Genomic DNA, 20400 nt, shown 5'->3' with positions numbered 1-20400 from the left:
CTTTTCTTTGCTGGAGACTCCGCTCATGCAAGCCATTCGCAGCATTCTGGTGGTCATCAACCCCGAACATTCGGAAAGCCTGGCGCTCAAGCGCGCCAAGTTGATCGCTGGCGTGACCCAGGCCCATTTGCACCTGCTGGTGTGCGACAAGAAGCACGACCACGCCGCCATGCTGAGTGTGCTCAAAGCCGCGCTGATCGCCGACGGCTACAGCGTGACCACCGAACAGGCGTGGAACGAGAGCCTGCACGAAACCATCATCGATGTGCAGCAGGCCGAGGGTTGCGGGCTGGTGATCAAGCAGCACTTCCCGGACAGCTCATTGAAAAAAGCCCTGCTGACCCCGGCGGACTGGAAGCTCTTGCGCCACTGCCCTACCCCGGTGTTGCTGGTGAAAACCAGTACGCCCTGGAAGGATCGAGTGATTCTGGCGGCGGTCGATGTGGGTAATGCCGATGGCGAACACCGGCATTTGCACACGACGATCATTGATCATGGCTTCGACATTGCCAGTCTGGCCAAGGCGCATCTGCACGTGATCAGCGCCCATCCGTCGCCGATGCTGTCGGCGGCCGACCCGACGCTGCAACTGAGCGAAACCATCGAAGCGCGCTATCGCGAACAATGCCGGGCGTTTCAAGCGGAATTCGATGTTGATGATGAACACCTTCACATCGAGGAAGGCCCGGCGGATGTGCTGATTCCGTTCATGGCGCACAAGCTGCAGGCGGCAGTGACCGTTATTGGCACCGTAGCGCGCACCGGGCTGTCAGGGGCGTTGATCGGCAACACCGCGGAAGTGATTCTGGATGCCTTGGAGAGCGATGTACTGGTGCTCAAACCGCAGGAGGTTGAGGATCATCTGGTGGAGCTGACGGTGAAGCATTAAGCGCAAAAGATCGCAGCCTTCGGCAGCTCCTGCATGAGAATGCGTTCTACCTGTAGGAACTGCCGAAGGCTGCGATCTTTTGCTTTTTCAGGCGCCGAAGGCGTCTTTGAGAAAACCGGGGGCGATGTAGCGCTGATAGTGCGCTTCCGACAGCAGGAAGAATTCCCGATCAATGGCATCACGCAACTCCGGCAGGTTCCAGTCGCGGAACTCCGGCAGCAACACCATCCCATACGCTTCCAGATTAATGATCACCCGCGCGCCGCGAGCAATCAGCTGATACGCCCAGCAGTATTCCGACTGATGCGGCACGAAGCGGATCTTGCGCTGTTCCAGTTGCTCGCGCAGGCGCGCCGAATCGAAAATCTCGACCTTGGCCGCCATCACTTGTGACAGCAATTGCTCCAGACGCAGCCACACCGCGCGCTTTTCCTCCTCGTTGTATCCATTCCAATGGATCACTTCGTGGTGGAAACGCTTGCAGCCACGGCACACCAGATCACCGTAAACAGTGGAGCAGAGGCCGACGCAGGGGGTCTTGATGGTCTGATTGGGCATAAGATAGGCAAAACACTGAAACGCGGAACAGGTCGGCATGTTAGCCCTTTGTCGGGCATTGATCACCCCTCAAACATCAGGGTCACAGCCGCGCGCGGCGTTTGCCCCGGCCACGCGCATTGCCACGAAAGTCCAATAGAGCCCGACTTACCTTTAAATTTTTTTTGCCGTAGAATCAGCCAGCCTTTTAAGGCGCCAATGTCCGTTAGAAGCTGTTTTCAAAGCGTCACGAGCACAGTCGTTCCTTCAGAGCGGTGTTGGCGAAGGGTTTTTCCAGCGGGGAAAAGCCCAACGCCAACCCTCATCAGCTCCCCGTTCTGCAGGCGTAAAACTTTGAAAGCAGCTTCTGTAAGGAATTGCCGGTAATTCTGGCCAAACGACCCACAACGTCGTGAGGTGCATGAGTACGGCAATTTCGGGATGAGCGTCCCGGACACCCATTTGGGACCACTGATGAGGGTAATAACTGTGCTTGAAGCCTACCGCAAACATATCGAAGAGCGTGCAGCCCTGGGTATCGTTCCCCAGCCGCTTAACGCCGAACAAACTGCAGGCCTGGTCGAGCTGCTGAAGAATCCTCCGGCTGGCGAAGAAGCTTTCCTCGTTGACCTGATCACCAATCGCGTACCACCTGGAGTGGACGAAGCCGCTTACGTCAAAGCCGGTTTCCTGTCGGCTCTGGCCAAAGGCGAAGTCACCTCCCCTCTGCTGGACAAGAAGCGCGCTGTAGAACTGCTCGGCACCATGCAGGGTGGCTACAACATCGTGACCCTGGTTGAACTGCTGGACAACGCCGAGCTGGCGCCAGTGGCTGCTGAAGAACTCAAGCACACCCTGCTGATGTTTGATGCCTTCCACGACGTGGCTGAGAAAGCCAAGAACGGCAACGCTCACGCCAAGGCCGTGCTGCAATCCTGGGCTGACGGCGAGTGGTTCAAGAAGCGTCCAGTGCTGGAAGACAAAATCAGCCTGCGCGTGTTCAAAGTCACCGGCGAAACCAACACCGACGACCTGTCCCCTGCTCCAGATGCCTGGTCGCGTCCTGACATCCCGCTGCACGCCCTGGCCATGCTGAAAATGGCCCGTGACGGCATCGTTCCGGACGAGCAAGGCAAGACCGGCCCGATGAAGCAGATCGAAGAAATGCGCGGTCAAGGCTTCCCGATCGCCTACGTCGGTGACGTGGTCGGTACCGGTTCCTCGCGTAAATCCGCTACCAACTCGGTACTGTGGTTCTTCGGCGACGACATCCCTTACGTGCCGAACAAGCGTGCTGGCGGTTTCTGCTTCGGCAGCAAAATCGCTCCGATCTTCTACAACACCATGGAAGATGCCGGCGCACTGCCAATCGAGTTCGACGTTACCAACATGAACATGGGCGACGTGATCGACCTGTACCCGCATGCTGGCAAAGTCTGCAAACACGGCACTGACGAAGTCCTGACCACCTTCGAAATGAAGACCCCGGTCCTGCTCGACGAAGTCCGTGCTGGCGGCCGTATTCCGCTGATCATCGGCCGTGGCCTGACCGAGAAGGCTCGCGCCGAACTGGGTCTGCCACCGTTCGACCTGTTCAAGAAGCCGGAAGCCCCGGCTGAAAGCACCAAGGGTTTCACCCTGGCGCAGAAAATGGTTGGCAAGGCTTGCGGCCTGGCAGAAGGCCAAGGCGTTCGTCCTGGCACCTACTGCGAACCGAAGATGACCACCGTAGGTTCTCAGGACACCACTGGTCCGATGACCCGTGACGAACTGAAAGACCTGGCGTGCCTGGGCTTCTCCGCCGACCTGGTGATGCAGTCCTTCTGCCACACCGCGGCGTATCCAAAGCCGATCGACGTGACCACCCACCACACCCTGCCTGACTTCATCATGACCCGCGGCGGCGTTTCCCTGCGTCCGGGCGACGGCATCATCCACTCGTGGCTGAACCGTATGCTGCTGCCAGACACCGTCGGTACCGGTGGTGACTCGCACACCCGTTTCCCGATGGGCATCTCGTTCCCGGCCGGTTCCGGTCTGGTCGCGTTCGCCGCAGCCACCGGCGTTATGCCGCTGGACATGCCGGAATCGATCCTGGTGCGCTTCAAAGGCAAAATGAAACCTGGCATCACCCTGCGTGACCTGGTTCATGCCATTCCTTACTTCGCCATCCAGAACGGTCTGCTGACCGTCGAGAAGAAAGGCAAGAAAAACGCCTTCTCCGGCCGCATCCTGGAAATCGAAGGTCTGGAAGGTCTGACCCTGGAGCAGGCGTTCGAACTGTCCGACGCCTCGGCCGAACGTTCGGCTGCCGGTTGCACCATCAAGCTGTCGAAAGAGTCGATCACCGAGTACCTGAACTCCAACATCACCCTGCTGCGCTGGATGATCGGCGAAGGCTACGGCGATGCACGTACCCTGGAACGTCGTGCTCAAGCGATGGAAGCCTGGGTTGCCAACCCGGAACTGATGGAAGCCGATGCCGACGCCGAATACGCCGAAGTCATCGAAATCGATCTGGCCGACATCAGCGAGCCTGTACTGTGCGCGCCGAACGACCCGGACGACGCCCGTCTGCTGTCCAGCGTTGCTGGCGAGAAGATCGACGAAGTGTTCATCGGTTCGTGCATGACCAACATCGGTCACTTCCGCGCTGCCGGTAAACTGCTGGATCAGGTCAAGGGTCAGCTGCCAACCCGTCTGTGGCTGTCGCCGCCGACCAAAATGGACGCTCACCAACTGACCGAAGAAGGCTACTACGGCATCTACGGCAAGGCTGGCGCGCGCATGGAAATGCCAGGCTGCTCGCTGTGCATGGGTAACCAGGCACGCGTTGAGCCGAACAGCACCGTGGTCTCGACCTCCACCCGTAACTTCCCGAACCGTCTGGGCGACGGCGCGAACGTCTACCTGGCTTCGGCTGAGCTCGCGTCCGTTGCTTCGATCCTGGGTCGCCTGCCGACCGTCGAGGAGTACATGGAATACGCTGGCAAGATCGACAGCATGGCGGCCGATATCTACCGCTACCTGTCCTTCGACCAGATCGCCGAGTTCCGTGAAGCTGCTGCGAACGCCAACATCCCGGTCGTTCAAGCCTAACGTTACAACGCAATAGAAAACGCCGCCCATCGTGAGATGAGCGGCGTTTTTTTATGCCTGTTGAATGGTTGATGCCTGCTCTGGCCTCATTGCTGGCAAGCCAGCGATGGCGGCATGTCAGGCGACATCTCCTCTGATGGTCGCCAGACAGACGAAAAAAAGCCGCTGCACACATCGCGTGCAGCGGCTTTTTCAGTTGCGGTCGCTAGACCGTGCTTTACATCGCCAGCTTGTAAACCAGCGCCGAGATGGACACCAGGCCTACCGCGGTGACAAACACGTTCGACGCCTGACCACGATAACGCGCCATCGCCGGTACTTTACGAATCGCGTACATCGGCATCAGGAACAGAATCGCCGCGATCACCGGGCCACCGATGGTCTCGATCATGCCCAGAATGCTCGGGTTCAGGGTCGCAACGATCCAGCACACGACCAGCATGAACGCCGCCACAATGCGATCCAGCGCCTTGGCGCCGGGACGCTTGCCGCTCTTGACGATCAGGCCCTTGAGGCCTTCGCTGGCACCAATGTAGTGACCGAGGAACGACTTGGAAATCGCCACAAAGGCAATCAACGGCGCAGCAAACGCAATGGTCGGGTTGCTGAAGTGGTTGGCCAGGTACGACAGGATCGACAGGTTCTGCGCCTTGGCTTCAGCCAGTTGTGCCGGCGACAGGGTCAGCACGCAACTGAAGACGAAGAACAGCACCATCACCACCATCAGCAGGTGGGCACGGCAGAGGATCTGCGAGCTGCGCTGCTCAGCATTGACGCCGTAACGACGCTTCTGGTCCACCGCGAACGCCGAGATGATCGGCGAGTGGTTGAACGAGAACACCATCACCGGGATCGCCAGCCACAGGGTGTGTAGCAGCGCCGATGGCGCCGGCACTTGTGTGGCAGTGGTGAGGATGCCGCCATTCCAGTGCGGAATCAGGTACACCGCGAGGAACAACAGCGCGACGATAAACGGATACACCATCAGGCTCATCGCCTTGACGATCGCCTGCTCACCGCAACGCACCACGGCCAGCAGGCCGAGGATCAGTACGAATGACAGCACCGCACGCGGTGGCGGCATGATGTGCAGTTGGTGTTCGAGGAAGCTGGCGACCGTGTTGGTCAGGCCAACGCTGTAGATCAGCAGGATCGGGAAGATCGCGAAGAAGTACAGCAGAGTGATCAGCGCACCGGCCTTGATGCCGAAATGCTGCTCGACCACGTCGGTGATATCGGCGCCTTCGCGACCGGAGAGCACGAAGCGGGTCAAGCCGCGGTGAGCAAAGAACGTCATCGGGAAGGCCAGCAGCGTGAGGATCACCAGCGGCCAGAAGCCACCCAGACCCGCGTTGATCGGCAAAAACAGGGTGCCGGCGCCAATGGCCGTCCCGAACAGTCCCAACATCCACGTGGTGTCATGGCGATTCCAGCTCGAGAGTTCAGCTGGTGCTGCCGCTTCATAGCGCTCGTCGACGCTATTGGCCTGATCATTCATCCGGTCGGATCTCCGCATTCCGGTCACTTGCCACTCGGTCAGGACGCGTCGGAAAAAACCGACAGACATGCTCCGGCCGAAACAGGGGCGCGATTCTCCGCGATAAATGAGCAGAAGCAAAGACTTAGCTGAGGAATGGTTGTGCGGAGCAGATGAGCGAGCTGTCGCTTTCAGGAAATTATCCGTCGGTCATGAGCATGGCTCGCGTCGTTTTCTGACACGTTTCAATGCTGCGCAGGTGGCGCAAGACAGGCTCAGAACGACGGCTCCCGGGCAAACACCAAGACTTTCAATCCCAGTCAAATGATCTAGCGTGAGAGAAGTCCCCTGCCCCCTGGAGTGCCGTGCCATGCCGCTCGTTCGCGTCGAAATCAAAAAACACGCCGATCCGACCTTCGCCAAGCGCATCGGCGAGCAGATCTACGCGGCCATGCGCAAGACGATCAATGTGCCAGAGCACGACAATTTCCAGATCCTCGCCGAACACGACGACGAGCATTTCATCTTTGATCCGCAGTACCTGGGCATTCAGCGCAGCGATCAGCTGGTGATCATTCAGATCACCCTCAATGAAGGCCGAACGCTGGAACAGAAAAAGGCTCTGTACCAGACCATCGCGCAGAACCTGAACAGCCATCTGGCGGTGCGTCTGGAAGACGTGTTCATCAACCTGGTGGAAGTCAAAAGAGAGAACTGGTCATTCGGCAACGGCATCGCTCAATACGCCAGTTGACAGCGCGCTGGCACCAGCAGCAAGATCGGCCGCATGAACCTTCGCGCGCCGCACCTCACCCGTACCACCACGACCGCCATCGGCGGGTCGTGGTGGTACGGGTGAGGTAAATCCCAGCGCTGCAAACCCAAGGCCCCGCCAGCAATGGACGGGGCCTTGTTGTTTCTCCCGTCCGTGCGGCAGTTGTAGCACTCAAGGAGAAAACCATGTCCGCAGCATTGTTGATCATCGATATGCAGGTCGGCCTGTTCCAAGGCCCGGAACAACCGCACAACGGCGAGCAAATCCTGGCCAACATCCAGCACCTGATTGCGCTGGCTCGCCAGCAGCGAGTGCCGATCTTCGCGGTGCGCCACACCGGCCCGCAAGGTTCACCGATTGCCGCGGGCAGTCCGTTCTGGCAGTTGCTGCCGGCACTTGGACTGGACGCGCAAATCGATTCGCTCTTCGATAAATCCAGACCCAATGCCTTCCACGGCACCGAACTGGCGCAGCGGCTGAAAGCGGCGCGAATCGAGGATCTTTACCTCGCTGGAATGAAAAGCCAGTTCTGCATCGACAGCACGTGCCGGGCCGCCGCCGATCAGGGCTTCAAACCCCTGCTGGTCGCTGACGCCCATACCTGCATGGACACCCCGGCACTGCCCGCCCAAGCCATCATCGACCACCACAACGCGACCCTCGGCGGCGCCTTCGCCCGGCTGATCAACAGTGCCGAAGTCACCTTCTGACAAGAATTACCCGGAGCGGAAGCCGTTGCACTTAGTTGCGACGGCGTCAACAAAACAGATGTAACCGGATCAGTTATTCCTACACAGCGGTTTAATTATTTTCCGCGACCAGCGAGACGAGGCATGGACGATAGCCAATCAAAAACTTGCTTTAGAAGCAAAACCAGAAAAACCCTCTATATATTTCAGAAAAGCCCTACAGCGTATATCGACTAATGCAAACACGACAAGGTCGTTACCAGTAAAAAAAATAACGCCGTTTTGTTACAAACAACTACCCCGCCATTGAACAACGCGCCACCCTCGGCCTATATTTTTCCCGCACTCAACCGGAACAACTGATAGCAAGCCACCTTTCTTACATTAAAAAGAGGATGACGCATGCAAAAGAAATCAAGCATCTACTTGCTACTCGCAACGTTGCTTTTCTCCCTGGCCAGCGTGGCACAAACCAAACCCGCTAATGCCGACGTGCGCGAGTTGGCGTCCTCGCCCCGATGGTTGACCACCAAGGTGTATATCGAGGGCGCACCTGAAACAGACGTCAAGGCCAATTATCCCGGTGTAGTGGGTATATCCACGTGGGATCCCGAGCGTAATCGCTATGAGTTCTTTTATGCCGACACGGGAGAATCAAAATACAACCATGGCGGTGGCGGTTACTTTTTTGTGACTGGCGATCAGAAACAACATGTTCTCGTACCTGATGTCGGACCGACTAAAACAATTGTCAGAAAACTGGAAACCCTGAATAAAAACGAATTCACCTACTCCCGGGAAGTGCCCAGGGACATGGTGGAGAACAACGCTTTAGTGCGCATACATGTCGTCCATGCGCCTTATACCGGGACGGTAATCACCCGGTCCGCTCTCGAATAACAATCTGGAGTCAAACATGCGAAAAACAATTAAAACAGTGTTGATGTCCACGGCCCTGATTGCCTCGCTGCACAATGCGGGCGCCAGTGCACAAGCGGCGACCAAGCCTGCGAACAACGCGGTCGCCACACCGGACAATGCCGTCATGCTCACGGTATTCCTCAAGCACGATCAGTCTCGCCCTCTGAGTGAACTCAAGGCGCAACTGGCGCAACAGGGCTTTTACAAAACCTTCCCGCCTGCCGGAGTCGAGGTCGTCAGCTGGAACATCATGATGGGGATCGGCCAAGTGGTCACCGTACGTTTCCCGGCCTCCCGCCTGGCGGAGGTCAACCTCGCGCTGGAAAACACCGCATGGGGCAGCTACAGAACCGAGTTCTACCCCACCTATGATTTCAAGCCGATTGCCCTGGCCGAACAGAACAAAGCCCAAGCGGCACAATGATAATGGCAGCACACTGGATGGCCGGTGTGCTGCTGCCCTTGCTTCTTGCGCGAAGCCGTCCAGAATCAATGCACTACCGCGTGAATGCCAACGATTGCCAAGCCGCCCCGGAATCAGCACTCTGAAACACATTTGATGCCCTCGACGCCGCCGATCACAGGAGCCGTGCAATGCCCGCAACCGTTCTGGTACTGGTTGAAACCATCAATGACTACTTGCCGATTCTCGAACATCAAGGCTTTCACCTGATCCTCGCCCCCACACCCACCGAACGTGCCCAAGCCATCGCCAGCCACGGCCCGCGCATTGACGCGGTGCTGACCCGTGGTCCGCTGGGGCTGACCGCCGACGAGATCGCCGCCCTGCCCGCGCTGAAAATCATCACCGTGATCGGTGCCGGCTATGAGCAGGTCGACTTGCAAGCGGCCAGCGATCGCGGGATCACCGTGACCAACGGCGCCGGGGTCAACGCCTCGTCGGTAGCCGACCACGCGATGGCGATGCTGCTGGCGCTGGTGCGCGACATTCCGCGTTGCGACGCCGCCGTGCGCCGGGGTGAATGGCCGAAAATCATGCGCCCGTCGCTGGCCAACAAACGCATGGGGATTCTCGGACTGGGCGCAGTGGGCTTGGCGATTGCCAAACGCGCCCACCTCGGTTTCGACATGCAGATCAGTTACCACAACCGGCAGGTGCGCAGCGATGTGCCGTACGCGTTCTGCTCGACGCCGACCGAACTGGCGCGGGCCTCGGATTTTCTGATCGTTGCCACGCCGGGCGGGATCGGCACCCAGCATCTGGTGACTCGTCCGGTGCTCGATGCACTGGGCCCGAAAGGCTTCATCGTCAATATCGCCCGGGCCAGCGTGATCGCCACCGCCGACCTGATCAGCGCCCTTGAGCAACGACGTATTGCCGGTGCTGCGCTGGATGTGTTCGATCACGAACCGCAAGTACCGGATGCACTGAAAACCTTGAGCAACGTGATTCTTACGCCGCACGTCGCGGGGCTGTCACCGGAAGCCACCCAAGGCACGGTAGAACTGGTAGGGAAAAACCTCGTGGCGTTCTTTTCCGGGGAGCCGGTGCTGACGCCGATTGCGCTGCCGCCGCGCCTGGGCAATCAGCGGGTGCATTAAAGCACCCCGAGCAAGGTCCACAAGCGCCGCGATTCGGCGTCCGCCGAGATCAACTCGCCGAGTAATTCACTCAACGGTTTATTGCCCCACTCCACACCACGACGAATCAGATACGGCACGGGGCTGTGGGGCTCGGTGCGGGCCAGGTATTCGGCGATCAGCAGCAATTGCCGGTAAGCCTCTTCACGACTGGCCGGCTCGCGAAACACTTGCGCAGCCGGCGCCTCTGCAACCACTGGCTCCAAGGCGACAGGGACCTCAACCACCGCAGGTGGCGGTGCCGGCTGTTGTGGGTGCATGGCAATGAACTCCTGAACCAGCGTCAGCAACGCTTGAATGGTTTCCTGCAACGGGCGAAATCCCGGCCCCTGCTCACCCAGATACGCATCGCTCCAGGCGTCCAGCCGCTGCAGGTGTTGCAGACTCAGCAGCAGGTTGCCCTGCATGCGCAGCCAGAACGCCATGGGCGTGACGCGGATCTGGTCGCCGAGTTTTTTCTGTTCGTTGCGTGCGGAGTCAGCCGAGGTCTTGGCGTTTTTGCTGTCGTTGACCTTGACCTGCTGCACCTGCAAGCGGCGCCAGACGTCCAGGGTGTAGGCCTCAAAATCACTGTTGTGCGCGCCGAACAGCGGCACCCGCGTCAGCAGGACTTCAGTGTAGCGGCGCACCAGCCATTCCAGCGGAATCACCCGCCACGACTGGTCGCCGTCCTCGGCTTGCGGGTGTACTTGCTCGGGGTAGCGCTCACACAGGCCAGCGATCAGTGCGAGGCTGCCGGGCAAGCCGTCCAGTGCCTGTAGATGCAGCCACGCCTCGCCCAGCCACGCGGCGAGCATCAGGTCTTTGCTGCGTTCCAGCAGCAGGGTCGTGGTGAGCGCTTCCACGTGCGGCCAGTCCGCCCGCTTGATTGCCGACTGCCAGACCCCGGTCGGCAGGCTGGTGTCGTCCTCGCGGCGCAGGTCGCGCAACTGGTCGTACTCGCGCTCGTAGCGCAAATCCACCCCGCAGGGTTGCTCGACACTGATGGGCGCCAGTAACTGATCGATCAAGTCCGGCAAAGTCGTCGATGGCAGGCTCACAGCCCCTCCTCTTTACGCACATCCAGTGCCGCAGTGGCGCCGGTCAGTTGATACGGCGAACGCGGTGCACGGGTTGGCAGCGGTGGAATCGCCAGCGGCAGTTTCGAACCCTGACTCATCAGCGACAGGCGCACGAACATCCGCGTGAACTCGCTGGTGATGCTGTCGGTTGCCGCCGTCACCGGCAGGCGCAGCGCCAGCGGAAAGTCGGTGTAATCGAGGTTCGGCTGACGCTGAACGGAAAAGTGCGCACGCATCAGCCGCAGTAACGACCACGGGCCGCCGTACTCCCAACCGGCTTCCATGTCGCGCACCACCAGGTTCGGTTGCAGCGGATCGTTGACCGGGCGCTCCTTGCCGTTACGCGCCCAGCGCAGGGTCAGGCGAATCGGCTGGCCAACCATCCAGCGCAGGTGCGGCTGTTCGGCACCGGGGTAGTTGATCTGCTGATTACCCGCCAGCAGGCCCCAGGCAATCACCTGATCGGCACCTTTTTCTTCCTCGCGGTCGGTGCGCCAGCGCACGTCGAGCTCAACCCCGAGGATGCCACTCTTGTCGCGCACGAACAGCGGCGTCAGCCATACGCTGGCCTGCTTCAGGCGATTGAGAAAATCTTCAGCGGCCAGCCGCTCCGGCGTCTGGCTCAGGACCAGTCCGGCCTGCGCCACCGCCAGACGCTTGTCGATGATTTCCAGAAAGTGCTGGACCCGCGCCGGGTCGGCATCCTGCGCCTGCACACCGCTGGCAAACGGAAAGCGGTCCGCCAGGTATTGATTAAAATAGCTCGCCAGCTCGTTCCACGCCGCCGCAGCCTGCTGCTGTTGCAGGAACTGGCAGCGCTGCATGGCGCTCTGTTGCAACTCCACCGCGCGCATCGCCAGAGTGCCACGGCCACCGGCGATGTTGGCCGACTGCAACATCTGCACGCAGGTGCCGGTGTCCATCTCGACAAAGTCGCGGCTGACCAGCTGTTCGATCTGCGCGGGCGAACTGGCGGGGTTGGCGTCCTTGTACTTGAGCAGTTCGTCGGTGAGCGCACTGAACTGGGTCACCCGCTCGTAATCCAGCGCCGACAGATTGCCCTGCTGGGTCATCAGCCACTGCAACGCCGAGGTGCGCCGCTCGGTGATGCCAAGCATGGTGTTGAATTGCTGTTTGAGGCTCAGCTTCAGGTCCTGCACATCACTGGCCCCGTACAGTTGCAGACCGAGGTTTTTCGAGCCGTCCCACTGGCTGATTTCGGTACGACCGCCGAACAACGGTTGCGCGGTGATTTCCTCCAGGCCGCTGACGATCTGCGCCAGTGCCCGCCGGTTCAACGCTCCTTGCAGGCGCGACGCCAGATCGCTGCGATGCACCTCGACGAAGGCTTTCTGCAGGGCCATGGCCTGTTCCGCCTGCACGTTGAACACGGCGTAAGGGTGAGTCTGATCGTTGTGATCCTTGAGGCTCAGCCACATCGCCTGAGCGGCGGCGCTTTCGGCGGCTTGCAGCAAGGCTTCGCGATACACCGGCGGGATGCGCGGCAACTCTTCGGCGACATAACTCTTGTAGCTGGCGAAATAGCTGAGCGAGGTATTGAGGTCGTAGCCGTCGACGGTCTGGCCTTGCAGGTTGACGTTGTCCTGGCTGGCGCGCATGGCAACCGACACGAAGTCGCGCTTGAACAGCGCCTGCACCGCGTTGTTAAGCTTGACCACTTGTTCCTGCAACGCCAATTGCCCACTGCCCTGCTGCACCAGCAGGTTGCCGCGCGAACCGACCTGGGCGATCCATTGATCACGAAAACTCTGTTGCAGCTTGCTCGCCTGCTGGTCCAGTTGCTGCTCGACAGCCGGCCCGAGCAATGAACTCTTGCGCACCTTGTCGAGGAAATCGCGATAGCCCGGCACCAGTTCCTGGCCCTTGCCGCGACTCCACGTCGAGTTGGTCAGGGCAATGGCCGCCTGCAGATCGTCAATCAGGGCGCGCAGCTCCTCCAGCTCGCTCAGGCTGTTGCCGCTGCCCGCCTCCAATTGCTCCAGATGCAACTTGAGGTAACCGGCCTTGCTGACGAAGTTGTCGGCTAGAAAATACTGATCGAGCCAGTGTTCCATCAGCCCGGTGAAGTTGCTGACGATCAGCGGCCGGTCCACGCTCAGGTCCAGCGCCTGCAAGTCGCCGCTGTCGCCCGCCGCCAGCAGCCGATTGTAGTAAGCGGCGTGGGGCAAGGTGGCGGCGTTGAGGTTCAGTGACAGTGCGCTGTTGCTCAGTTGCACCAGATCATCCAGCGGCACCCGCTGGTTATGCTGTACTTCACCGAACAGCTGGTTTTGTTGCTCCAGACGCAGCGCGCGATCCACCAGGTCGGTTGCTTTCTGATAGTTCTGCCACTGCGCCGGGTCTTCGCTTTCCACGCTGTTGCGCCGCTCGGTGTTGCGGATCGCCTTGATTTTCGCCAGCTCCGCGACCAGCAAGTCGTGCAGCGGTACCAGCATATGGCGCTGGGTGGAGCGGAACAGCTCCTGCTCGATCCGGGTATCGAAAGAGGAAAACCACGAGGTCGGAAACACCAGCGACACGTAATGCCAGTGTGGGGCTTTTTCCAGCACCCGCCAGAAGCTCTGCACGTTGCGCCGGGTCGGCTCGATCCGGTGCGCCTCGTCGGTGACCGCGACATAACTCTTCTGCGCGCCCTGCATCAGCCGCGCCAGCTCATGAGCATCGCGCACCGCGTCGCGCCAGATCCAGACCATCGCCACCGCCCACACCACCCCGACCACCAGCGCGACACCGGCGGTGATCCGCTGCCAGCGCTGGCGCAAACGCAGCAGACGCGGCACGCCCTGGGCCAGGCCGCGTTCGCCCACCAGGCGCTCGCGCCACAACGGGCGCGCGAACGCACTGCGCTGCAAGCCGCTGTCGTCAGCGGAAAAACCGTCCAGCGCATCTTCCGACGGCTGATTGGCGGTCAGATACACGCCACGAAAACACGGCGCCTCACCCTGGGCGTTGCCCTGAAACACCGGTTCGAGCACGCTCTGCAAGCCGCGACGCAATGTCTCCAGACGCTCCGGCAAGGCATACAGATCAGCACTCAAGTGCCCGGACAAGGTGCCGATTTCGATCACCGCTTCCGACACCGCGCGGTGCAGGCGATCCAGCGCCTGATCACTCCACTGGCCCTGCCACACCGCGTCGCGGGCGTAAGGCGACGACCAGCCCAGGGTGCGCTCGCGCGCCTCGTCGGGCAGCGCGCTGATCAGTTCCTGAAACCCGGGCAATTCCTCAAGACTGGTGATGATCACGTAGACCGGCACACTCAAGCCGAAACGTTGCAGCAGATCAATGAAACGTCGGCGCGCCGCCAGACCGAGCTGGGTGGCCTGCTCCAGATTCCCCAGGCGACTGGCCGGCACTGTCCAGACCACTCCGTCCAGCGGGCGTTTGCTGCGCAGACGCAAAATCAGTCCGAGCAGACGCCACCAGCCGCCACGCTGCAGGTGCATGCCGTCGTCGGGCAGGAACAACGCCTGCGGCACCACCAGCACCGCCCCTTCGGGATCGGACCACCAGCGACCGAACCACGCCGGTTTGTCGGTCGGCTGCAAACGCCACTCGCTGACCAGTTGCGTGCCCTGGGCTTCATCGCCGAGCAACAGCAGCCAAGGCATTTGATAACGATCGTGACTGCCCTGCTCTTGCTCCATGTGCCGCACCGCAGCATAAAAACTGCGAATTGCCGCGCCGCTCTGGGTGCGCAACCACCATACGGCCACGGCAATGATCACCAGCAGCAACAGCAACGCGCCCCCCCACGCGACAATCGTCAGGACGCTCATGAGTCTTGCTCCGACGTGATCACCGGATCGCTGATTTGCAGCACTGGTTCAAGCTCCAACCGAATGTCACGCCAGAAAAACTGCCCGAGGCCGGTCAGCAGCAACACCATCGCAACAATGCCCAGCGCCAGCCGAAAACCGTCCGGCAATGCGCTGCGCACCGGCAGTTGCAACGGTGCGATCAGTGAGGGCTGCACCAGCCGCTGACTGACATCGGCGTAACTGGCATCGTCCTGCCAGGCAAAGTTGAACAGCGCCAGGCGCCATTTCTCCAGTTGCGCCTGGCTGTGTTCGCCGCGCAGGCGACCGTGGAAGCCGAGGATCAGGCACTGCAGATAGACGTTGGCCAGATCGCGGCTGGTGGGTTGCTGTTCGTCGAGCAGAGTCTGAATCGCCGCCGGCAGTTGCTCACCAGCCTGCCGACTGGCGTACAGCCGCGACTCCAGCGGTTTGTCCTGCCACGCGGCCTGCCCGGGCCAGGGCGTAAACAGCAGCGTTTCATCGACCAGTGCGACAAACGCGTAAACCAGTGCCTTGACCTGTTCGGTCGCCGAATCACCGACCCGCGAATACGCTGTGCGCCACAACCGTTGCGAAGCCTGCGTCGACAACTCGACCACAGTGTCGACCAGCGCCGCTTCGTCTTCGCTGTCCTTGGGCAACTGGCTCCAGTCCACTTGCCATTGCTGCCAGGTCTGGCGGAACGCGCTGCTCAGCGGTGCGTCCTGCAACCCCAGGCTTGCGGCACTTCCTTGCGACATACGGCGTTCCTTGTGTGATCAGGCACTTTCGCTGTTCTGGGCGACAAACAGCACCACTTGCCACGGACTGCTGGTCAGCTTCGCGGCGGGCGCGGCGATTATCAGCGGCAGTTGCGCGTCGAACCACGCCCCTTGGGCAGTGACCACGAACAGCCGCGTGTCCTCACCGACGCTGTACGCCACCTGCTCGCTGCGGCTCATGGCCTGGTGAGTCAGACCGCTCATGCGCTGACGACTGAGCAAGGCGATGTGCGGCGCCGAAGCGATGATCGCGCCGCGCAGCCAGTCACCGGCGGCCTGCTCGCTGGCACCGTTGGGCATGCGCAGGCCGATCACCAGTCGCTGGCTCGGTTGCTCATCGGGCAACTGAATGGAGAAGCTCTGCTCAGCACGTTCGAATGGCAGGCTGCGATAACCGGCGCGGATCAGTTCGAGGGTAGTTTCCAGCCACGCCAGCACCGCGTCGTAACCGCGCTGCAATTCGAGAAAATCCAGTGGCGCGAACGCCGGCACCCCGGCCAGCGGATCGAGTGCCGACCACGCGCCGGCCAGACCCAGCAGTTGCACATACACACTCTGCGGATGAGCGATGCGGCTGTTGAGTGCGCCCTCGACTTCCGGCAGGCGTGCCCACAACGCAGTCAATTGCCGGCGAATCTCCAGCGCATCGTCCTGATTGCCAGCCTGTTGCGCCTGACGCAGACGCCCGCCGAGGAACATGCATTTCTCCCGCGCCCGCGCGCACAAACCGGCGACACGCCGGCCCAACGGCGCGTCGGGCAACAGCACCGGCGTCGGCGGTGTATAGGCCAATGGCAGGAAACCGCCGCCTTCCTTGCGCACTTTCAACAGCGGCAGACAGATCGAGTCGGCCTTGTTCGCCTGCGTACACAGGCGCGGATTGGGCCGCCACACGGTGATCGATTCGGGAAACTCGCCGCTGGTGAGATCCGGCAACGCCTCGCCGACCACCGACTGCAAACGCCCCTTGAGCGGCAGCAGTTGCCCGGCGCGCCACAACGGGCTGATCGCCAGGTACACAGTGACAGTGGCATCGTCGGTGGCGCTGATTGCCGCGCTGACATCCAGCTCCAGTATCGGCCCGCTGCCGGCTTGCAGATTCACCGGCAAACCGTCGGGCATCGTCCCCTGCAACGACAGCAGCCGCACCACTCCACCGCTCAGCGCCGAAGGGTCGAAGTCCATGTGGTTGACGCCCCAGAACCACGGGTTGCACGCTTGCGCCAGGTGCGCGCCGAGGGCTTCGGCACGCAGGCCCTGCAACTGAAAATGCTGGGGCAGCAATTGCATGCCTTCGTGCCAGCAGACCGCGTCAGGTAGCAGACTCATACGACTCCCTTCGACTGCACCGCGAACCGGCGGCGGACGGTGTGTTTCAGTTTTCCTTGCTGACCAGGCTCATCTCGCGACTGTCGAACCTGAGCCACGCTTCGCTCTGATCATCCAGCCGCAAGCGGTGTGCTCCGGGTGTGTTATAGCTGGCGAAGACCAAAAGTCCAGCGGCCTTCTTGCCCCCCAGCGGGAACGGTTGGCGGTCGATGAATTGCCCCGGCACCAGCTCCACTCCCCACACACTCATCAGCTGACGATAGTCGCGCTGGTACTGCTCGCGCTCGGCAAACCACTGACTGGCACTGATGCCCGACAGTTGTTTGAGCAGGTCCGGGTCATTGACCGCAATGAAATCCACGGCAATCGGCGTGTCGTCATTGGCCTTGGGTGCGACGTCGAGGGTCAGACTGTCGAGATCCACTTTCGGCCCGAACAGGGAACACCCCGTCAGCAGCGCCAACAAAAACGCTACAAAAAATCGTCCGCACAAAATGAATTTTCCTTTTTCCGTGGAAGTCGAAAATTGTTTTTGCTTGCTTTTTTATAGACCTGTTCTAGCGTCTTGGGTAGTTCGGTTCCTACAGCCGAATGAGGAAGGTTTGTCAAAGGAACGACAGGTCATCTGCCACCCTTTCTAACCTACGGTCCAGTAAGGGAAAGCGATGAACGGGCCTCCCCGATGCATTGCGCCCGCCTTCGCATCGGAGTCAGCCACCATGGCAGAAAGTACTCAGCACAAGCTCGACCGGGTTCGCCCGCCCCGAGTGCAAATCACCTACGACGTCGAAATCGGCGATGCCATCGAGAAAAAAGAATTGCCGCTGGTGGTCGGGATCCTCGCCGACCTCTCGGGCAAGCCGCTCGAACCATTGGCAAAACTGACTGAACGGCGTTTTACCGAAATCGACCGCGACAACTTCAACGAAGTGCTCGCCTCGATCGGTCCACGCGCCACCTTGCAGGTCAACAACACCCTCAGCGGCGACGACAGCAAGCTCAACATCGAACTCAACTTCAAACACATCGACGACTTCGACCCGGTCAAGGTGGTGGAGCAAGTCACCCCGTTGCGCCGCCTGTTCGAGGCACGCCAGCGCCTGCGCGACCTGCTGACCAAACTCGACGGCAACGATGACCTGGACAAGCTGCTGCGCGACGTCATCGCCAACACCGAAGGCCTGCAGGAAATCAAGTCGGCTCGCCCAGACACCGCTACCCCGGCCGCTGACGCCGAGGCCCCGGCCGAACCGCAAGCCTGATCGTCCACTTAACGAGGGGAGAATTCGCCATGCCCGCCGCCGCCCAGAACCAAGCCAGCGACAATGCTGCAGCCGAGACTTTATCCCTGCTCGACCGAATCATCGCCGAGGGCCGCATGGCCCACGATGACAGTCAGCAGGACTACGCCCGCGACATGCTCGCGGAGTTCGCCACCCAGGTACTTGACGAAGGCATGGCCATCGACAAGGACACTGTGGCGATGATCAACGATCGCATCAGCCAGATCGACGAGCTGATCAGCGCCCAGCTCAACGAAGTACTGCACCATCCCGACCTGCAGAAACTCGAAGGGTCCTGGCGCGGCCTGCACATGCTGGTGCAAAACACCGAAACCAGCTCCCGCCTGAAGCTGCGCCTGCTCAACGTCACCCAGAAAGAACTGCAGAACGACCTGGAAAAAGCCGTCGAATTCGACCAGAGCGCGCTGTTCAAAAAGATCTATGAAGAGGAATACGGCACTTTCGGCGGACACCCGTTCAGCCTGCTGGTGGGTGACTACACCTTCGGCCGGCACCCGCAGGACATCGGCCTGCTGGAGAAACTCTCGAACGTCGCCGCCGCCGCGCACGCGCCATTCATTGCCGCCGCCAGCCCGCGTCTGTTCGACATGAACAGCTTCACCGAGCTCGCGGTGCCGCGTGACTTGTCGAAAGTCTTCGAGAGCCAGGAGCTGATCAAGTGGCGTTCGTTCCGCGAGAGCGAAGACTCGCGCTACGTGTCGCTGGTGCTGCCGCACTTCCTGCTGCGCCTGCCATATGGCCCGGAAACCTCGCCGGTCGAGGGCATCAATTACGTTGAAGACGTCAACGGCACCGACCACAGCAAATACCTGTGGGGCAACGCCGCGTGGGCGCTGTCGCAACGCATCACCGAAGCCTTTGCCAAGTACGGCTGGTGCGCGGCGATCCGTGGTGCTGAAGGCGGCGGCGCGGTTGAAGGCCTGCCGGCGCACACCTTCCGCACCAGCTCCGGTGACTTGTCGCTCAAGTGCCCGACCGAAGTGGCGATCACCGACCGCCGCGAAAAAGAGCTCAACGATCTCGGCTTCATCGCCCTGTGCCACAAGAAGAACAGCGACATCGCGGTGTTCTTCGGCGGCCAGACCACCAACAAGTCCAAGGTCTACAACACCAACGAGGCCAACGCCAACGCGCGGATCTCGGCAATGTTGCCGTACGTGCTCGCCGCTTCGCGTTTCGCCCATTACCTGAAGGTGATCATGCGCGACAAGGTCGGCAGCTTCATGACCCGCGACAACGTGCAGAGTTACCTCAACAACTGGATCGCCGACTACGTGCTGATCAACGACAACGCGCCGCAGGAAATCAAGGCGCAGTACCCGTTGCGTGAGGCGCGAGTGGACGTCACCGAAGTGGCCGGCAAACCGGGCGCCTATAAGGCGACGGTGTTTTTGCGGCCGCATTTCCAGCTTGAGGAACTGACGGCATCAATCCGCCTGGTGGCGACGTTGCCGCCACCGGTAGCGGCTTGAAGTTAATGAAACCTCTGTGGCGTGGGCGCTTGCTCCCGCTGGGCTGCGAAGCGGCCCGCGCTTTTTGAGAAGCGAGGCCTGCTACGCAAGCCAGCGGGAGGCAAGCGCCCTCGCCACAGGTTCTGAGCTCAGTCTATTTGTGAATTTCTTCAGGAGTTTCAAGCGATGGATGCAATCATTCTCGACCTCGGCGGCGACATCAAAGGTGACAGCCTGCTCGAAGGTTACACGGACAAGATCGAAGTCATGTCCTACAGCCACAACGTGGCGATGCAGGTGACCAACGACGTCAGCAACTCGGAGCGCACCTCCGGCAAGCCGCACATCGGCGAGTTCACCCTGACCAAGTTCGTCGACAGCTCCACGCCGTCGCTCAACGGCTACTGCTGCGCCGGTAAACCGATCCCCGAAGCCAAGATCACCATCGGCCGCAACGCCGCCGAGGGCAGCGGGCAACTGATGCCATTCATCATCTACACCCTGACCAACGTGGTGCTGTCGAACGTCAGTGTCAGCGGTGGCACCGGCGGCAAACCGGTGGAAACCATTTCCCTGAACTTCACCAAGATCAAATGGGAACTCACCGCACAGAAAGACGACGGCACCAAGGAAGGTACGGCCGCCTCGACCTGGGACATGGCTGCCAACAAGTCAGCCTGAGCG

General features: G+C 60.6%; 17 protein-coding genes. 10 read left to right on the top strand and 7 right to left on the bottom strand.

Features of this window, described 5'->3' with window-relative positions:
- The first annotated feature begins 25 nt into the window (after nucleotides 1-25).
- Entirely contained in the window at nucleotides 26-889 is an 864-nt protein-coding gene (locus tag BK670_RS05155) for a universal stress protein (RefSeq protein WP_123448881.1), read from the top strand.
- Between the two features lie 87 nt (nucleotides 890-976).
- On the opposite strand, the gene BK670_RS05150 is transcribed toward BK670_RS05155, so the two are convergent.
- Entirely contained in the window at nucleotides 977-1447 is a 471-nt protein-coding gene (locus BK670_RS05150) for a DUF1289 domain-containing protein (protein WP_064117650.1), read from the bottom strand.
- 468 nt (nucleotides 1448-1915) lie between these two features.
- Here BK670_RS05150 and acnB point away from each other — a divergent pair, with 468 nt between their 5' ends.
- A complete protein-coding gene (acnB, locus tag BK670_RS05145) occupies nucleotides 1916-4525 on the top strand; it encodes a bifunctional aconitate hydratase 2/2-methylisocitrate dehydratase (protein ID WP_123448880.1) in 2610 nt (869 codons plus the stop codon).
- Between the two features lie 217 nt (nucleotides 4526-4742).
- On the opposite strand, the gene BK670_RS05140 is transcribed toward acnB, so the two are convergent.
- On the bottom strand, nucleotides 4743-6023 hold the full coding sequence (locus tag BK670_RS05140) for an HAAAP family serine/threonine permease (RefSeq protein ID WP_123448879.1): 1281 nt from the start codon (nucleotides 6021-6023) through the stop codon (nucleotides 4743-4745).
- Nucleotides 6024-6372: 349 nt separating this feature from the next.
- Between BK670_RS05140 and BK670_RS05135 the strand changes: the two genes are divergently transcribed.
- From BK670_RS05135 to BK670_RS05115, 5 genes are all read left to right on the top strand, one after another.
- Nucleotides 6373-6756, top strand: a complete 384-nt coding sequence (locus tag BK670_RS05135) for a tautomerase family protein (RefSeq protein WP_123448878.1) — start codon at nucleotides 6373-6375, stop codon at nucleotides 6754-6756.
- Nucleotides 6757-6962: 206 nt separating this feature from the next.
- Nucleotides 6963-7487 (top strand): cysteine hydrolase family protein, encoded by a 525-nt coding sequence (locus tag BK670_RS05130; protein WP_123448877.1) that lies wholly within the window; start codon nucleotides 6963-6965, stop codon nucleotides 7485-7487.
- A 381-nt stretch (nucleotides 7488-7868) separates the two neighbouring features.
- Nucleotides 7869-8366 carry a DUF4822 domain-containing protein gene (locus BK670_RS05125; protein WP_123448876.1) on the top strand — a complete coding sequence of 166 codons (498 nt, stop codon included), beginning with the start codon at nucleotides 7869-7871 and terminating at the stop codon, nucleotides 8364-8366.
- Nucleotides 8367-8382: 16 nt separating this feature from the next.
- Nucleotides 8383-8811 carry a hypothetical protein gene (locus tag BK670_RS05120; RefSeq protein WP_123448875.1) on the top strand — a complete coding sequence of 143 codons (429 nt, stop codon included), beginning with the start codon at nucleotides 8383-8385 and terminating at the stop codon, nucleotides 8809-8811.
- Between the two features lie 170 nt (nucleotides 8812-8981).
- Complete coding sequence (locus tag BK670_RS05115) at nucleotides 8982-9950, top strand: 2-hydroxyacid dehydrogenase (RefSeq protein ID WP_123448874.1); 969 nt, start codon at nucleotides 8982-8984, stop codon at nucleotides 9948-9950.
- On the opposite strand, the gene tssA is transcribed toward BK670_RS05115, so the two are convergent.
- The 5 genes from tssA to BK670_RS05090 are packed head-to-tail and all read right to left on the bottom strand — an operon-like array spanning nucleotide 9947 to nucleotide 17454.
- A complete protein-coding gene (gene tssA, locus BK670_RS05110; RefSeq protein WP_123448873.1) occupies nucleotides 9947-11029 on the bottom strand; it encodes a type VI secretion system protein TssA in 1083 nt (360 codons plus the stop codon). The genes BK670_RS05115 and tssA overlap by 4 nt on opposite strands.
- Nucleotides 11026-14850 carry a type VI secretion system protein gene (locus BK670_RS05105; RefSeq protein WP_123448872.1) on the bottom strand — a complete coding sequence of 1275 codons (3825 nt, stop codon included), beginning with the start codon at nucleotides 14848-14850 and terminating at the stop codon, nucleotides 11026-11028. The genes tssA and BK670_RS05105 overlap by 4 nt, the downstream gene beginning before the upstream one ends.
- Entirely contained in the window at nucleotides 14847-15611 is a 765-nt protein-coding gene (locus BK670_RS05100) for a DotU/TssL family secretion system protein (RefSeq protein ID WP_123448871.1), read from the bottom strand. Before BK670_RS05100 ends, BK670_RS05105 begins: the two co-directional genes overlap by 4 nt.
- Nucleotides 15612-15629: 18 nt before the next feature.
- Nucleotides 15630-16961, bottom strand: coding sequence for a type VI secretion system baseplate subunit TssK (gene tssK, locus BK670_RS05095; protein WP_123448870.1), 1332 nt, complete (start codon nucleotides 16959-16961; stop codon nucleotides 15630-15632).
- A 46-nt stretch (nucleotides 16962-17007) separates the two neighbouring features.
- Nucleotides 17008-17454 carry a type VI secretion protein gene (locus tag BK670_RS05090; protein ID WP_123448869.1) on the bottom strand — a complete coding sequence of 149 codons (447 nt, stop codon included), beginning with the start codon at nucleotides 17452-17454 and terminating at the stop codon, nucleotides 17008-17010.
- 226 nt (nucleotides 17455-17680) lie between these two features.
- Here BK670_RS05090 and tssB point away from each other — a divergent pair, with 226 nt between their 5' ends.
- From tssB to BK670_RS05075, 3 genes are all read left to right on the top strand, one after another.
- Nucleotides 17681-18223: a type VI secretion system contractile sheath small subunit gene (tssB, locus tag BK670_RS05085; RefSeq protein WP_102357186.1), complete on the top strand. Its 543-nt coding sequence runs from the start codon at nucleotides 17681-17683 to the stop codon at nucleotides 18221-18223.
- Between the two features lie 29 nt (nucleotides 18224-18252).
- The gene (gene tssC / locus BK670_RS05080; protein ID WP_123448868.1) at nucleotides 18253-19737 is read left to right on the top strand and encodes a type VI secretion system contractile sheath large subunit; all 1485 of its coding nucleotides are present in this window, start codon (nucleotides 18253-18255) and stop codon (nucleotides 19735-19737) included.
- Nucleotides 19738-19902: 165 nt separating this feature from the next.
- The gene (locus BK670_RS05075) at nucleotides 19903-20397 is read left to right on the top strand and encodes an Hcp family type VI secretion system effector (RefSeq protein WP_123448867.1); all 495 of its coding nucleotides are present in this window, start codon (nucleotides 19903-19905) and stop codon (nucleotides 20395-20397) included.
- Nucleotides 20398-20400 lie beyond the last annotated feature (3 nt).

Origin of the sequence: Pseudomonas fluorescens (assembly GCF_003732425.1) — a bacterium.
In the GTDB taxonomy this organism is placed as follows: domain Bacteria; phylum Pseudomonadota; class Gammaproteobacteria; order Pseudomonadales; family Pseudomonadaceae; genus Aquipseudomonas; species Aquipseudomonas fluorescens_BE.
Note: the sequence above shows the minus strand (reverse complement) of the source record. Positions and strands in the feature narration are given on the sequence as shown.

What these genes read in the sequence shown, in the direction of transcription:
- BK670_RS05100 (WP_123448871.1), bottom strand. Translation starts at nt 15,611, where the DNA reads ATGTCGCAAGGAAGTGCCGCAAGCCTGGGGTTGCAGGACGCACCGCTG.
- tssK (WP_123448870.1), bottom strand. Translation starts at nt 16,961, where the DNA reads ATGAGTCTGCTACCTGACGCGGTCTGCTGGCACGAAGGCATGCAATTG.
- tssB (WP_102357186.1), top strand. Translation starts at nt 17,681, where the DNA reads ATGGCAGAAAGTACTCAGCACAAGCTCGACCGGGTTCGCCCGCCCCGA.
- BK670_RS05115 (WP_123448874.1), top strand. Translation starts at nt 8,982, where the DNA reads ATGCCCGCAACCGTTCTGGTACTGGTTGAAACCATCAATGACTACTTG.
- BK670_RS05140 (WP_123448879.1), bottom strand. Translation starts at nt 6,023, where the DNA reads ATGAATGATCAGGCCAATAGCGTCGACGAGCGCTATGAAGCGGCAGCA.
- BK670_RS05125 (WP_123448876.1), top strand. Translation starts at nt 7,869, where the DNA reads ATGCAAAAGAAATCAAGCATCTACTTGCTACTCGCAACGTTGCTTTTC.
- BK670_RS05155 (WP_123448881.1), top strand. Translation starts at nt 26, where the DNA reads ATGCAAGCCATTCGCAGCATTCTGGTGGTCATCAACCCCGAACATTCG.
- BK670_RS05135 (WP_123448878.1), top strand. Translation starts at nt 6,373, where the DNA reads ATGCCGCTCGTTCGCGTCGAAATCAAAAAACACGCCGATCCGACCTTC.
- BK670_RS05120 (WP_123448875.1), top strand. Translation starts at nt 8,383, where the DNA reads ATGCGAAAAACAATTAAAACAGTGTTGATGTCCACGGCCCTGATTGCC.
- BK670_RS05130 (WP_123448877.1), top strand. Translation starts at nt 6,963, where the DNA reads ATGTCCGCAGCATTGTTGATCATCGATATGCAGGTCGGCCTGTTCCAA.
- BK670_RS05105 (WP_123448872.1), bottom strand. Translation starts at nt 14,850, where the DNA reads ATGAGCGTCCTGACGATTGTCGCGTGGGGGGGCGCGTTGCTGTTGCTG.
- BK670_RS05150 (WP_064117650.1), bottom strand. Translation starts at nt 1,447, where the DNA reads ATGCCCAATCAGACCATCAAGACCCCCTGCGTCGGCCTCTGCTCCACT.
- tssC (WP_123448868.1), top strand. Translation starts at nt 18,253, where the DNA reads ATGCCCGCCGCCGCCCAGAACCAAGCCAGCGACAATGCTGCAGCCGAG.
- BK670_RS05075 (WP_123448867.1), top strand. Translation starts at nt 19,903, where the DNA reads ATGGATGCAATCATTCTCGACCTCGGCGGCGACATCAAAGGTGACAGC.